11 protein-coding genes and 1 pseudogene are annotated in these 14,105 nt (G+C 45.3%); 5 read left to right on the forward strand and 7 right to left on the reverse strand.

Annotated elements, in window-relative coordinates; all coding sequences use genetic code 11:
- Position 1: 1 nt before the first annotated feature.
- The 7 genes and pseudogenes from ATB76_RS10490 to ATB76_RS10520 form a co-directional block, all read right to left on the reverse strand.
- A complete protein-coding gene (locus ATB76_RS10490) occupies positions 2 to 583 on the reverse strand; it encodes a DJ-1/PfpI family protein (RefSeq protein WP_038879906.1) in 582 nt (193 codons plus the stop codon).
- Positions 583 to 1,224, reverse strand: coding sequence for a bifunctional 4-hydroxy-2-oxoglutarate aldolase/2-dehydro-3-deoxy-phosphogluconate aldolase (locus tag ATB76_RS10495; RefSeq protein ID WP_061035141.1), 642 nt, complete (start codon positions 1,222 to 1,224; stop codon positions 583 to 585). The genes ATB76_RS10490 and ATB76_RS10495 overlap by 1 nt, the downstream gene beginning before the upstream one ends.
- Positions 1,217 to 2,164: pseudogene (locus ATB76_RS10500) on the reverse strand (sugar kinase). The gene ATB76_RS10495 and the pseudogene ATB76_RS10500 overlap by 8 nt, the downstream one beginning before the upstream one ends.
- Before the next feature lie 98 nt (positions 2,165 to 2,262).
- Positions 2,263 to 3,015, reverse strand: a complete 753-nt coding sequence (gene kduD / locus ATB76_RS10505; protein WP_005449923.1) for a 2-dehydro-3-deoxy-D-gluconate 5-dehydrogenase KduD — start codon at positions 3,013 to 3,015, stop codon at positions 2,263 to 2,265.
- Between the two features lie 9 nt (positions 3,016 to 3,024).
- Positions 3,025 to 3,858, reverse strand: coding sequence for a 5-dehydro-4-deoxy-D-glucuronate isomerase (kduI, locus tag ATB76_RS10510; RefSeq protein ID WP_042600267.1), 834 nt, complete (start codon positions 3,856 to 3,858; stop codon positions 3,025 to 3,027).
- A gap of 14 nt (positions 3,859 to 3,872) precedes the next feature.
- Positions 3,873 to 5,630 carry a sodium/substrate symport gene (locus ATB76_RS10515; RefSeq protein WP_038879920.1) on the reverse strand — a complete coding sequence of 586 codons (1,758 nt, stop codon included), beginning with the start codon at positions 5,628 to 5,630 and terminating at the stop codon, positions 3,873 to 3,875.
- 11 nt (positions 5,631 to 5,641) lie between these two features.
- Positions 5,642 to 6,802 (reverse strand): glycoside hydrolase family 88 protein, encoded by a 1,161-nt coding sequence (locus ATB76_RS10520; protein ID WP_061035142.1) that lies wholly within the window; start codon positions 6,800 to 6,802, stop codon positions 5,642 to 5,644.
- 328 nt (positions 6,803 to 7,130) lie between these two features.
- Here ATB76_RS10520 and ATB76_RS10525 point away from each other — a divergent pair, with 328 nt between their 5' ends.
- From ATB76_RS10525 to ATB76_RS10545, 5 genes are all read left to right on the forward strand, one after another.
- A complete protein-coding gene (locus tag ATB76_RS10525) occupies positions 7,131 to 8,378 on the forward strand; it encodes a carbohydrate porin (RefSeq protein WP_061035143.1) in 1,248 nt (415 codons plus the stop codon).
- A 75-nt stretch (positions 8,379 to 8,453) separates the two neighbouring features.
- Positions 8,454 to 9,605 (forward strand): anaerobic sulfatase maturase, encoded by a 1,152-nt coding sequence (locus tag ATB76_RS10530; protein WP_042600269.1) that lies wholly within the window; start codon positions 8,454 to 8,456, stop codon positions 9,603 to 9,605.
- 15 nt (positions 9,606 to 9,620) lie between these two features.
- On the forward strand, positions 9,621 to 11,366 hold the full coding sequence (locus ATB76_RS10535) for a DUF4955 domain-containing protein (RefSeq protein ID WP_061035144.1): 1,746 nt from the start codon (positions 9,621 to 9,623) through the stop codon (positions 11,364 to 11,366).
- Between the two features lie 96 nt (positions 11,367 to 11,462).
- Complete coding sequence (locus ATB76_RS10540) at positions 11,463 to 13,334, forward strand: DUF294 nucleotidyltransferase-like domain-containing protein (RefSeq protein ID WP_042600271.1); 1,872 nt, start codon at positions 11,463 to 11,465, stop codon at positions 13,332 to 13,334.
- 3 nt (positions 13,335 to 13,337) lie between these two features.
- The gene (locus ATB76_RS10545; RefSeq protein ID WP_042600272.1) at positions 13,338 to 14,045 is read left to right on the forward strand and encodes an exonuclease domain-containing protein; all 708 of its coding nucleotides are present in this window, start codon (positions 13,338 to 13,340) and stop codon (positions 14,043 to 14,045) included.
- The last annotated feature ends 60 nt before the right edge of the window (positions 14,046 to 14,105 follow it).

Below are 14,105 nucleotides of genomic sequence, written 5' to 3' on the forward strand. Positions count from 1 at the left end.
ATTAGTGATTAAGCGGCCAGTTTGAGAAGTAAATATGATCCGCTTGCCAATCAACATCTTTGTTGTCTTGGAACAGCTTCGCAGCAACCGTAAAAGCAAACTCAAAGCTCACCCCTAACCCTTTCGCACTGATGAAAGGAGCGTCGACAACCACAGGCTGATCAACATACACGCCATCAGAAAAGTTCTTCTCTAGACCACCACCCGTTGTGTAATGGTGCAGCCCTAGAAGCTTGTTTGCAGCCAGTACTTTGGCACCGGATGAACACAGTGCGCAGATCCACTTATCTTCTGCGATATGTATTTTTAGAAACTCAATCACTTTGCTGCTGCACGTCAAATTGTCCGTACCCATTGGACCGCCCGGCATCATCACCGCATCGTACAGCTCCGCACTTTTTTCTGACAGCAAGTAGTCTGCAGAAATCAACGTTTTAAAATAGGAGCTCAAGGGTTTGCGATCGTGGATTGATAATACGTCCACTTCAATTTTGAGTCGGCGCATAATATCAATAAAGACCACCGCTTCTGCCTCTTCAAAACCATCCGCTAATAAAACGGCAACGCGTTTAGTCTCCGCCATTACTGCTTCTCCTGTTGATTAACCACCTTTACGGCTTCTCTCGTTAAGCGTCCTATTTCTTCCCAGTCTTGGTTTTCAATTAATGATTGGGGCACCATCCATGTACCACCACATGCCACCGTATTCGGTAACGCTAAGTACTGATTGATATTGCCTTCGTTCACCCCGCCAGTTGGCATGAACTGTACATCTTTATAAGGACCAGAAAGGGCTTTAAGCATGGCGACACCACCTGCAGCCTCTGCAGGGAAAAACTTCATCAAACGAACGCCTTGCTGTCGTGCTTGCTCCAACTCACTCGGAGTACAAACACCTGGAATAAATTGAATGCCTTTGGCAGCACACGCTTGCAAAGTATCTGGGTTAAAGCCCGGTGCTACAATAAATGACGCCCCAGCTAGAGTCGCTTGCTCGACTTGCTCTGCATCCAGCACCGTACCAGCACCAATATACATATCAGGCTGAGCAACGCTCAGTAGTGCAATAGCCTCCGCCGCAGCTGGGGTTCTAAACGTGATTTCAATGACGTTCAATCCGTTGTCAGATAAGGCTTTGCCTAACGAGAGCACATCTTCAGCGCGCTCAATCGCGACTACAGGAATTACTTTATAAGACGCAAGTTTTGCACCTAAATTATTCATACAATTTGTCTCTTAATAGATCTGTTATTGGTGATGGTACAATGGCACCTTTATATTGAATGACTTTGCTAGCCAATAAGTTGCCAATTTGACACGACGTGCCGAGCTCTAAGCCTTCACTTATTCCCAAAATAAAGCCTGCATTGAACGAATCACCAGCTGAGGTGGTATCAATCACTTTTTCCACCGGACTAGCAGGGTGGTGGGTCACAGACGTGTTCCAGTTTGCTAAAGATCCGACACTGCAACCGTCCGCTCCTTGCTTGATAACGACGACCGCTTTGCTTTACTGATTGAGTCGTTGAATGGTGGTCTCAAGGCTTTTATCGTCCCACAGAGCCTGTTCATCATCGCTGGTTAGCAATAAGTAATCGCTGATGTTGACGATGGCTTGATACCAATGTTGAGCATCGAGCCTACTGCTCCATAAACTCGGACGATAATTGCTATCGAAAATAACTCGAGCCCCTCGGTGGCGAGCATCAGTTAAAGTTGAGATAAGTTTGGCTCGGTCCTCGTCATCTAAAATGGCAAGAGAGATGCCCGATAGGTAAAGAAAATCAAAGAACATAAGCGCTTGTTCAATCTTTGAAAATTGCTCATGCTTGAGTAATTGAGACGCCGCCGATTGATGTCGCCAATAAGCGAAACTGCGCTCTCCAGCATCATCTAATTGGATCATGTAAAGCCCGGTTGGATGTGCTGGGTCAATCAATACATATTGAGTATCAATCCCTTCTACTTGCCATTTTCCTGCCATGTGTTGAGAAATCGAATCTTCACCTAGCGCCGTGATATAGGCAGGCTTTAAATCAGGATTTAGGCGACTGAGATAAACCGCAGTATTTAATGTGTCACCACCATAGCTCTGAGTCATTTGCCCAAAAGGCTGCCCACTGAGCTCGATCATACATTCGCCGATCAGGGCTATTTTTTTCATCGAAAACACCGAAAGTAACGTAACAATTCCGAGAGAAGCTCGGGAATAAAATCAGAAAGAAAATGCCTGCGAGTGCAGGCATTTTTGAAGTATCGAGATTAGCGAGCTAGCCAGCCACCATCGACAGCTAACGTATAACCGTTCACGTAATCAGACGCTGGTGACGCTAGGAAAATCACCGGACCCGCCAAGTCTTCTGGCAAACCCCAACGTTGTGCTGGGATACGCTCTAAAATGGCTTGGTTTCGATCTGCATCGGCGCGTAAAGCAGCGGTGTTATTGGTCGCCATGTAGCCTGGGGCAATCGCATTCACATTAATGTTGTGTGCAGCCCACTCGTTCGCCATTAAGCGGGTAATCCCCATAACCCCACTTTTCGATGCTGTGTAAGAAGGCACTCGAATACCGCCTTGGAAAGAGAGCATAGACGCCACGTTGATGATCTTCCCGCCTGTACCTTGCGCGATAAATTGCTTCGCAACCGCTTGAGACAAGAAGAACACCGACTTAACGTTAATGTCCATTACGTCGTCCCAATCTTGCTCAGAGAATTCCAACGCATCGTTACGACGAATAATGCCTGCATTGTTAACCAAGATATCGACACGACCAAACTCTGTCACAGCACGATCCACAATCGAGCTAATGTCATCCGTTTTCATCAAGTTCGCTCGGATATCGATGAATCGGCGACCTGTAGCTTGGATTTTTTCGATGGTTTCTGTCGGCTCAACAATATTCACACCAACAATGTCACACCCCGCTTGGGCTAGCCCTAGAGCCATACCTTGTCCTAGACCTGTATCGCAACCTGTCACAATCGCAACTTTATCTGTAAGTTTAAATTCCATGTTTTGCTCCTAGCGAAGATCGGTGGTTTTAATGTGGTCCATGTCGTCGAACGTTTGGTTCTCACCAACCATTCCCCAAATAAAGCTGTAGTTTTTGGTCCCCACGCCAGAGTGGATAGACCAACTCGGAGAAATAACCGCTTGTTCGTTGTGTACCAAAATATGGCGAGTCTCTGTTGGTTCACCCATCATATGGAACACCGCTTGTTCCGGTTGGATATCGCAGTATAAGTACACTTCCATACGGCGTTCATGTGTGTGGCAAGGCATGGTGTTCCAAAGGCTGCCAGCTTCCAGTTTGGTTAGGCCCATCACAAGCTGACAGGTCTCAACAACATCTGGCACAATGTATTTATAAATGGTTCGTTCGTTACAGCTTTCACTATCCCCCAGCGTTACTGGCATCGCATCTGCTTGAGTGATTTTGCGTGTAGGGTACGCGGCATGAGCAGGTGCACTGTTGTAGTAAAATTTCGCAGGCTGACTTTCGCTTTCACTGCCAAATGACACCGATTTTGCACCTTTACCAATGTATAACGCTTGTTGGTTTTCTAGCTCGTAAACCTCGCCATCAACGTCGACGTAGCCCAAGCTACCAATGTTGATAATGCCCATCTCACGGCGCTCTAGCAGGTAATCCACACCGAATTTTTTACCAATACCATCGAAAGAAACTTTCTCTTGTTGCGGCATCACACCACCAAACAGAATGCGATCGATATGACTGTAAGTCATGGTGTAGCTATCTGCCTCAAAGATACTCTCAACAAGAAACTCATCTCGTAGCTGTTGGGTGTCTAGCGTTTTTGCGTGTGCTTTATGAATGCCTTGACGTGTGTTCATATTTCTTTCACCTATCATTGTGTAACACTTGCGATTTTTTGTTTATTTCCAAGACTTTGAGAGTAAATCAAGCCTCCGATAGTCATGATGAACAGACCACAAATTAAGAAGTAATAAGCATGCTCGTTCGGAAGTAAGAAGAATGCCGTGATGACGCCACCAAAGAGCAGTGTTAAGCGACCTAGAATTCGACACTGCATCACATCTGACTCTTCCATGCCTACTGGCGAGACAATTGGTGTCTTTTGATTCGTAAAGAATTGTTCAATGGCACTCTTCCTTTCTCCTTCTGGCGCTTTGTAGAACAAGCCCGTACATAGGAAGAAGCCAACAGTGACAATAGCGTGCATAAACTGGGTAATAACCACACCCAAGTCACCAAGCTCACGTCCTGTTAATGCAACGCCAATCGTTTCTGAGACCCATTGAGCATTGAAAACATTGTTACTGATTAAGCTAACCACGAAACCGAAACAAACAGTCGCCCAACCTGCCCAATCAGGAACTCGCTTAATGAACATGCCAAGTGTTTGAGGGATCATCATCGGAATATTCACAAGACCTGCGAAAATGATCATCATTGAGAACAGGCTGATGCCACGTAATTCGTTCAAGAACAGCGCGAAGCCAATTACAATCAACCCCATCACTCCCGTCGAAATCTTACTAGCACGTAGCTCTTGTTCTTCGGTCGCGTCTTTATTCAGCATTGGCTTGTAGATAGATTTCACAAATGATGCCGCGACAAAGTTAATACGGGAATCCAGCGTTGACATTGTGGCCGCGAACATAGCCGAAACCACCAGACCAACCATGCCTGCAGGAAGAAGAACCTGAACTGCTGATAGATAAGCCGCTTGGTTCGCTTTTGCACCAAGTTGTGGATACATTCCAGTAAGGTCAACACCAGCACTTGCAGACCACATCGGCGGGATAAACCACATTACACTGCCGAATGCGAACAACAATGCGGTTAGATAAGCCGCTTTGCGAGCTTGAGCTGAGTCCTTTACACACAAGAAGCGAACTGACTGACCAATGTTATTCATGTCGATAACGCGTTGAATAAACATGGCACCAATCCATAATAAGAAGATTTCTTGGTAGTGGATGCCATTGCCCGTCCAAAGCGTCGCGCCTTGCCAGTGGTCTGTGATGTCCGAAATACTGTCTACGTTGTTCATGACAGCGATAAAGGTCACCACACTGATGGCAACAATCAATAATGCCTGTAAAAAGTCACTCGATACGACGGCCCAGGCACCACCAGTAATGGTCATGAAGACAACGGCTGCACCTGTGATAACAATAGCCAGTTGGATGTTGATACCAATCACTGCAGAGATAAAGATTGAAACTGCATATAGCGTAATTGCCCCGCCCATCAACCCCGTAACCATGTAGATAAACGTATAGAAACGCTCTGTCTTTGCACCGTAACGCTGTCGAATGGCTTCCATTGGTGTAATCACATTGAGCTGTCTGAAGCGAGGAGCAAAGATACGTGCACAAACTAGATAGCCGACAATGTTAAATACAAAAATCCAAACAACGGCAAAGCCATCGATATAGGCTTTACCTGCCGCCCCAGTAAAAGTCCAAGCACTGAAAGTGGTCATAAAGGCACTAGAGCCCGCCATCCACCAAACCATCTTGCCGCCCCCGCGAAAATAATCACTGGTGTTGGCAACCTGCTTACGAAAAATAAATCCAAGCAAGATCATGAAAATAAAATAAAAAACAATCGCGCTAATATCGTATCCAGAAATCATTATCAGTTTCCTTACCAGAAGTAGCGTTGATGACCGCAAATACGCATCAATGCTTCGAGATAGTAGTAATCACCGTAGGGCAACATGTTGTTCGCCATGTCTTTTGCGACAAACGATGCGCCTTGAGAAAGCAGGCCATGAGCAGAAGGGTCTGCCGTTAGATCGCATTGTTCTATCAATCCTTGAACCAAATGCATGCCCCATTGCTCGAAGAAGTCACGTTCTTGTTCATCCTCACAAAGGCTTGCAATCAACAAAAAGCCAGCTGCAGTAATAGCCCCCGCCGAACTGTCTTTGTATGGATGCTCCGACTCTGGTAAACGGTAGTCCCAGACAGGAACGGCATCGTCTTGCAGATAAGGTGTAACAAACAGCGCCAACTTTTTCGCAAGCGCCAAAAAATCTGGATTTTTGGTGTACTGGTAGGTTTGAGCAAAACCATGAATAGCCCACGATTGACCTCGAGCCCAACAAGAGTCGTCTGCATATCCTTGAAAGGTTTCGCCTTTGATTGGTGTTTGCGTCAGTGGATCAAAGTTAAAGGTATGAAAAGTAGAGAAATCTTCACGAACAATATGCTTAGCCATTGTTTTAGAGTGATTAATTGCTGCATCTTTTAATACATCGCTATTGGTTTGATTTGCAGCCCAAAAAAGCAGTGCCGTATTTTGTAGCGAATCGATAATTGTTTTTCCCTGAGTTTTCTCAGGACCAAGAATGTGTGTTTCATTCCACGCAACAATATATTGGCCAAGTCGACGATATCGTTGATATAAACTATGAGCAGCTTCGATACCCATTGATTTATATTCCTCATCTTCAGTCAACATATAGCCAGCAACGCAACTTAATGAATATTGAAAACCTAAATCATGATCATGCCAATTTGGGTTGATAAGTAATTCTTTAAAGTAAGGTTTACGCATATTTGCGCTGTTTTTGAATGTCTCATCGCCGGTTAGCTGGTAGCAAAGCCACAGTTGACCAGTCCAGAAAGAAGAAACCCAATCTGATGGTCCGCAGTAGCGCCATGTGCCATCTTCGTTACCAATCTTAGGATTATTAATACCAATACGAGGGATGTTGTTTTTAACTGAAGAAACAACCTTAGTTAATTGCTCTTCAAAATCAGTGTTGTTATACCTTTTTGAGGGATATGCATGTTCTATCATTGCGACTCGTTCCAGGTTGATTATTTTATTTCACGTATTTTTTATCTGGAGCCAGTTTATGAAGATTTGAGAGCTTCATTCAATGTGTAAAAACATACAAAAATGAAAAAAAAGAAACTACTTCGGAAATTTTCCTTATTTAGGTGACAATTTGTGAATAATGTCACAGAGCCAATAATTGAGGGCGATCACGCTTATAATATATGAATCAATAGAGTTTCATTTTTTTCATCCCTCAGCAACTTTCTTCATTCTAATAAAAAAAATAATCACTTAATTTCTATTTTGACTTTTGTCTTTACAAAATAAATAAAACAAGGAAATTAATGTGAACCACTCTACGATCAAAACCTCCCTTCTCATGACATCAATTGCCTTATGCAGCCAAGGTGTTGCTGCGCAAGATATCGATTTTTCTGGATATTTCCGTGCGGGAGCAGGCTCTAGTTCAAGCAATGGTGCGATGGTTTCTTACAACAAACAAAAACTTGGTCGTCTCGGAAACGAAGATGACATTTACCTAGGTTTAGGCCTAGGTACCCAACTTGCGAAAACCGAACAATACGACGTCTACTTCCAATCTCGTTTTGTTTACCAGTCTGATGGTTCAAACGACTGGGAAGCCATGGATGACGACGATACAGATTTCATGTTCAAAGAAGTGAACGTGGCGGTTAAAGGGCTGATCCCTTCTCTGCCGGAATCCACCGTATGGGCAGGTAAACGCTACAACCAACGTCACGATAACCACATCATTGATACCTACTACTGGAACGTGTCTGGTACTGGTGGTGGTATTGACTACATTCCTGTTGGTGACGGCCTGCTGTCGGTATCTGCTATCCGCTCGGACCGTAAAAGCCAAGACTTTGATGATCCAGGCACAAAAAATAACAAGCTCAACGTCAATATTTTCGACATTCGCTACAAAGGCATAAAATTGTGGGAAAACGCTGAGCTAGAAATCGGTCTTGATTACGGTATGCCAAATGAGTCGGACGAATTTACGTTGCAAACCGAAGATGGTGTGATGGCTACTGGCTTGGTTACCTACGGCGGTAAATGGGGTAAGAACAATACGGTTTTCCAATACGGTACTAACGGCTTCTCAAAAGCGCTATTTAACGACCATGCAGGTAAAAACTACTTCGCAGAAGTGCAAAAAAATGCGTCCGCTTACCGAGTGATGAACTACGGCTTGTTAAAACTAACTGACGATGTCGTACTTGCTCACTCTTTGTTCTGGACCTCTTCAATTGATGATATCGAGATCAACCAAACCACCACACAAACGACTTTTTCAGCGGTTATTCGCCCTGAATACAGCTGGGACGACAACAATAAAACCGTACTCGAGTTAGGTTACTTCGATGCGACAACGGCCGATGACACCCCTCAATCGGCAAGCAAGGTAACACTTGCTCAAACTTGGTCGCCATCTAAAAGTTTCTGGGCTCGCCCTGAACTGCGCGTATTCGCGACTTACTTTCAAGACTATGAAGACGATCATGCATTCGGTGACAACAACGACACCGAATTCCAAGTCGGTATTCAAGTTGAAGGCTGGTTCAAATAAGACAAAGCCTGCTCCTTCGGGAGCAGGTCTTTCTCTGTGAAACAACAGTAAGTCTAGAAATAAAGGAAACGCGGAATGCAGTCATCTTACCCTTTTCACATCATGGCAAAGCCGACCGGATCTACCTGCAATATTCAGTGTGATTATTGCTATTTTCTCGGTCGTGAAGAAACGCTGAAAGAAGTGACTGCGAACCCAATGCCGCTCGAAACCTTAGAGCTTTACATTAAGCAATACATTGAAGCTCAACCCACCGCTCAAGTGATTTTCAGTTGGCAAGGCGGTGAACCAACTCTGCTTGGTCTCGACTATTTCGAAACCATCATTAAGCTGCAAAATAAACACAATCCACTCAATAAAACCATTCAAAACGATTTGCAAACCAACGGAATGTTGCTGAATAAGCCGTGGTGTAAGTTTCTTAAAACTCATCGTTTCTTCGTCGGACTAAGCATCGATGGAACTCAAGAGGTTCATGATCATTATCGCCACACACGCTCAGGTAGAGGCACACATAAAAAGGTGCTCAATGCGGCGGCTTTGCTTCATAAATACCACATCCCTTTTGCGACCCTCACTTGTGTGACTCACCAAAGTACACACTCTGCACTAGAGATTTATCGCTTCCTGCGTGATGAAGTGAAAACCAAACAAATGCAATTTATCCCGATCGTGGATAAAGCCGAGCTAGAAATGCGCTCTTCATGCCTAGTCACTACTCAAGAACCTTATTCTGTTTCCCCACAAGGTTGGGGCGAATTCATGACAACCGTCTTTGATGAATGGCTGAAAAACGATATTGGTCAGGTTTACATTCCAACCGTTGAGGACTGCCTCGCCGTTCTACTGAATCATCCCTCTTCATCCTGTGTGACAAGCCAATATTGTGGTCGTGCTCTTGCGATCATGCAGGAAGGCTCCGTCTACAGTTGCGATCACTACATCGAAGATAGCCACCGCTTAGGCAATGTCAAAAATACACACTTGGCACAAATGGCATGCGACCCAAAGCAACAATCTTTTGGTCTCGATAAGACCCACTCACTTTCTCAACAATGCCAGCAATGCCCATACCTCAAGTTCTGTTTTGGCGGTTGCCCTAAAGACAGGGTGCGTTCAAACAAAGAATCTTCTCCGCAAAATTACCTCTGCTCAGGATTGCGCGCTTTCTACCAGCACGCCATTCCAGCATTAAAACAACGCATAAAAAACGAGTACCCCCAATAACAAGGAAATGATTCCATGAGATACAAAATAGGAACTCTCTCTGTCGCTTTGCTGCTTGTCGCTTGTAATAGCGAGTCGAGTGTCGAAAACACCAGCCAGTACTGGACGGATTTTGTTGCCAGCCGAGATTCAGCATCAGGTCTGTTGGATACCTCAACAACACTACCTGAAGAGCGCATTCTTCAAGACTACTCCTTTGCTGGTTATAAATTTAGCAATACGCCATTACCGGCACCCGCCCCAACAGAAACGGATGCTCTATACCAAGTGTTTAATGTCCAAGATTTTGGGGCAACACCGAATGATTCAATCAGCGATAAAGCTGCAATAAAAGCCACTATTAAAGCGATGAAACAAAGCCGCACGACGAATCCCGCTGAGTCAAAAATCGCTGTGCTTTATTTTCCTGAAGGCACTTACATCATCAATAATGCCGCAGATGATGCTCTCATCGATCCAGATAACGTAGATGACATAAAAAACAAACAGCCGATTTTCGTCGATCTGGATAATGTAGTGGTGAAAGGTGATGGTATTGGTAAAACGGTGCTCAAGATGGACACCTACCTTCAACCAGAAGACCCATCGAAAAAATGGACGACACCGCACATGTTTCAACTCGGCGCAAGAAGTGACGCCGAAACCACAGCCGCACCTATCGAGCTTTCACAAACGCTTGAAGGCGGCTCAAGCTTTTCTGTTCAGGTAGACAGTAGTGCAGGTTTTTCTGTCGGCGACAGTGTTCAAATTTCTGCTTTAATTCAACGCGAGCCAGCAATCAACGACGCAATCTCACCGTACCTCATCGAATACAAAGCCTCAGCACCAGACACGCCAGTTTGGGCAAATCTGGTTCAAGGGCTCGATAAACGCGAGAAACATACCATTGCAGCTATTGATGGCAATGTTCTGACATTCTCTACCCCAGTTGCACATACGCTCGATCAAGCCGACGCTTGGCAAGTGAAAAAAGTCACCTCTTATCAAAACGTCGGGATTGAGAACATGACGATTTCTGGCAATTGGCACGAAGAATTTGTCCATCATGAAAGTGCCTTACACGACAGTGGTTATAGCTTGTTAGCACTTAACCGAGTTCATGACAGCTGGGTAAGAAACATTGAACTACGCGATTTCAACCAAGGGGGCGTGCTATGGAATACCTACAATGTGACGGTTGATGACGTCACGCTGTCCGGAACGCCGGGACACCTTGCTTTCACTATCATGTACGGCAACTACAACTTAATTGAAAACATTACCGACAACTCTCACGCTTGGCATGCGCCTGGCGTATCGAAATACTCGATTGCCAATGTGTACAAAAACAGCCAATACGCCGCTGACTCCTCTATTGATTTGCATGGTGAGCAGTCCATGCACAACCTATTCGATAACATGAAGGGCGGATGGATTTATGGTCGCTGGGGCGCGAGTTCAGGCAACCAACCAAACCATCTAAAAGCGCTCACTTTCTGGAATCCTGTCAACACTGGCGTGAGCGCAAATGAATTTATGTTTATGAAGGATGATGGCATTTATGGTCGTGTAATTATGCCTTACATCATCGGGATGACGGGCTCAGAATTCTCTGTGGCACCACAAGCCAAATACATCAATACCATGATCGAAAACGGTACGGCGAACTACTCCGAAGTGCCCGATGAAAGCCTTAAGCAAGCACATTTGGAGTCTATCGGTACGGCGGTTGAACCAGCATCACTGTTCGATGCACAGTTGAATTTACGCCATGCTAAGTAACCGATGAATTCGAGGTAAAGCCGAAAGGCGATGTCACTTAATAATATCGACAGGAGGCTCAAGTCGAGCCTCCTATAACAACCAGAAGCTGTCCTTATGAAAACCTCCGCAACACTCAATATCCTGCACTTCTTAGAGAAGCTCGACCCTTTTGATAAGCTCCCCACAGAGATCGTTGAGCAGTTCGCCGAACTCGTAGTGGTGCGTTACCTCGCGAAGGGAGAAACTATAGACGAAGAAACTCTAAGTCAGTCGGCGCACTTGTACTTCATTCGCTCAGGTGCAATTGAGCAAAAAGACTCGACAGGAGGTTTGTTGGCTCGATTGGGAGAAAATGACCAGTTTGGGTTTACCTTCTTTCAAGACTCTTCCCTTCAATCACAACGTTATCAGGTCTACGCACTAGACAGCACCTTGCTTTACTCCATCCCCTACGAAGCTGTGCGTAAGGTGATGAGCAGCGCAAGCGCAACGACAGATTGCTTTGATCCACAAGCACCAAAACGTCTAAACAGTGCTGTCAATCACTCGCAACACAAGGAAAACAAAAGTTTATTCTTCAGAACTGTAAAAGACATCGCGAGTGAAAACATTACGTCTGTGGACTATCTCACCCCAATCCAAGACGTAGCAGAACGAATGTGTTCTCGTCCTAAAAGCTCTTGTGCCGTCGTAGAAAAAAGCGGTGAATTGGTGGGAGTCATTACCGATCGAGACATGACTATGAAAGTGGTGGCGAAAGGGCTCCCACTCACGACGCCAGTTCACCAAATCATGACCTCTCCTGTAACCGTGATCGATGAAGACGAACGGATCATTGAAGCCATTTCACTCATGCTAGAGCACAATATCCGGAGCCTGCCTGTCATATCAAAAGGGCAAGTCTGCGGACTGCTTACGACCACCCACTTAGTACACAACCACCGTACCCAGTCGTTGTTTTTGATTGAGAAGATTCGCTACGCTGATTCTATCGAAGCTCTTGCCAAGCTGCGCGACGAGAAAGAATCGATTTTTCAGGCGCTGGTTGAAAACGGCACCTCCTCAAACCTACAAGGCAAAATCATGTCGATGATCATGGATGCGTTTACTCGCAGAATCATTGAACTAACGGAAAAGGTACTTGGTCCTGCGCCTTGTAAGTATGCTTGGATGGTGGCAGGTTCTCATGCGCGTAATGAAGTGCATCTCTTATCTGACCAAGACAATGCCATCGTCGTTGAAGATGACAAATTCCAAGAGCACCAACTGTACTTTGCCCACCTTGCGATGCGAGTTTGCAACGCTCTAGCGGCTTGTGGCTACCCACTTTGCGATGGTAAATATATGGCGGCATCTCCTCGGTGGTGTCAGCCTCTGCAACGTTGGAAGCACTATTACAATAAATGGGTTTCTAGCCCGGAGTACAATCAATTATTGAATATCAGTGTGTTCCTAGAGACCCGCGCCATCTATGGCTCTTATGAGTTAGTCGAGGAGTTACAAGATCACCTCAACGATTGTATTCAACACAATTCGAGCTTCTTGCCATGCTTGACGCGAGATGCCATTAACATTTCACCACCACTGAGCATCTTTAATAACTTGGTGGTAGAGAAAGGTGGGGAGCACAGCAATACCTTAAACATCAAAAAGTACGCTTTGAATCTCATCGTAGATTTAGCGCGAATTTTCAGCCTCTCGGTAGGATGCAAGCTTGCTGGCACAGAAGAGCGACTTCGTTATGCTATGACTCATAAAGCTATTTCTGAAGATGCCTGCGAGAGCATTATTGAAGCGCTGAGATTCATCAGCCAAGTTCGCTTCCGCCATCAATTGCATGCTATACAAAACAGGCATATACCCGATAACCACATCGCACCCGATCAATTCAGCAGTTTTGAAAGAAAGCACCTCAAAGAAGCGTTTAAAATCATCGGTAATTTGCAAGACGTTGCAAAGCTTAGGTTTGTAAAAGGAAACCAATAAGCCATGTTGACGAGTCTAAAACACAAATTCCACTTGGAGAACATCGAGGCACTTCGACAACATATCAAAGACCAAGGTGAATGGATTGGCGGTTGGGGAGCCTACCTCAGCACTCCACTGCCCTCAGTCACATCACCACTTCAACAGCTTGAATATGTCGCTATTGACTTCGAGACAAGTGGACTCGATTTTAAACACGACCAGATTTTGTCTATTGGTTTAGTGCCATTCAGTTTTCAACAGATCGAACTGTCGACCGTCGACGAGCTTTTTATCTCACACGGGCAATACATCACCGCTAAAAGTGCCAGCGTGAACCAATTAACCCCCAAGCACCTCAGCCAAGGGCTCACTATCGATGCTGCAATGAATAAACTCTTTGAAGCCTTGGCAGGAAAAGTGGTGTTAGCTCATGGCGCATTCATTGAGAAAGGCTTCCTATCGCGCTACCTCAGCAAAAAGTTTGGCATCGTTAAACCTCCCTTTTACTTTATCGATACGATGGAGCTCGAACGACGATTCTTATCATCAAACCTTGCTCATAGCCCTGCCAGCTTTCAGCTTGATGACCTCAGGGAGAACCTTGGATTCCCTGCTTACTACAACCACAGCGCAGCAAGTGATGCGTTAGCCTGTGCCGAGCTTTTTATTGCCAGAGTGCATAAAACAACTTCACTCGCCAATGCCTCTCTACACAAGGTCATGTTGTAAACCCGCTGGAGCCCATCAATAAAAAAGCACCACATCTTTCAACATGGTGCTTTTTGGGGG

Origin of the sequence: Vibrio sp. MOR3 (assembly GCF_001557775.1) — a bacterium.
GTDB lineage: Bacteria > Pseudomonadota > Gammaproteobacteria > Enterobacterales > Vibrionaceae > Vibrio > Vibrio jasicida.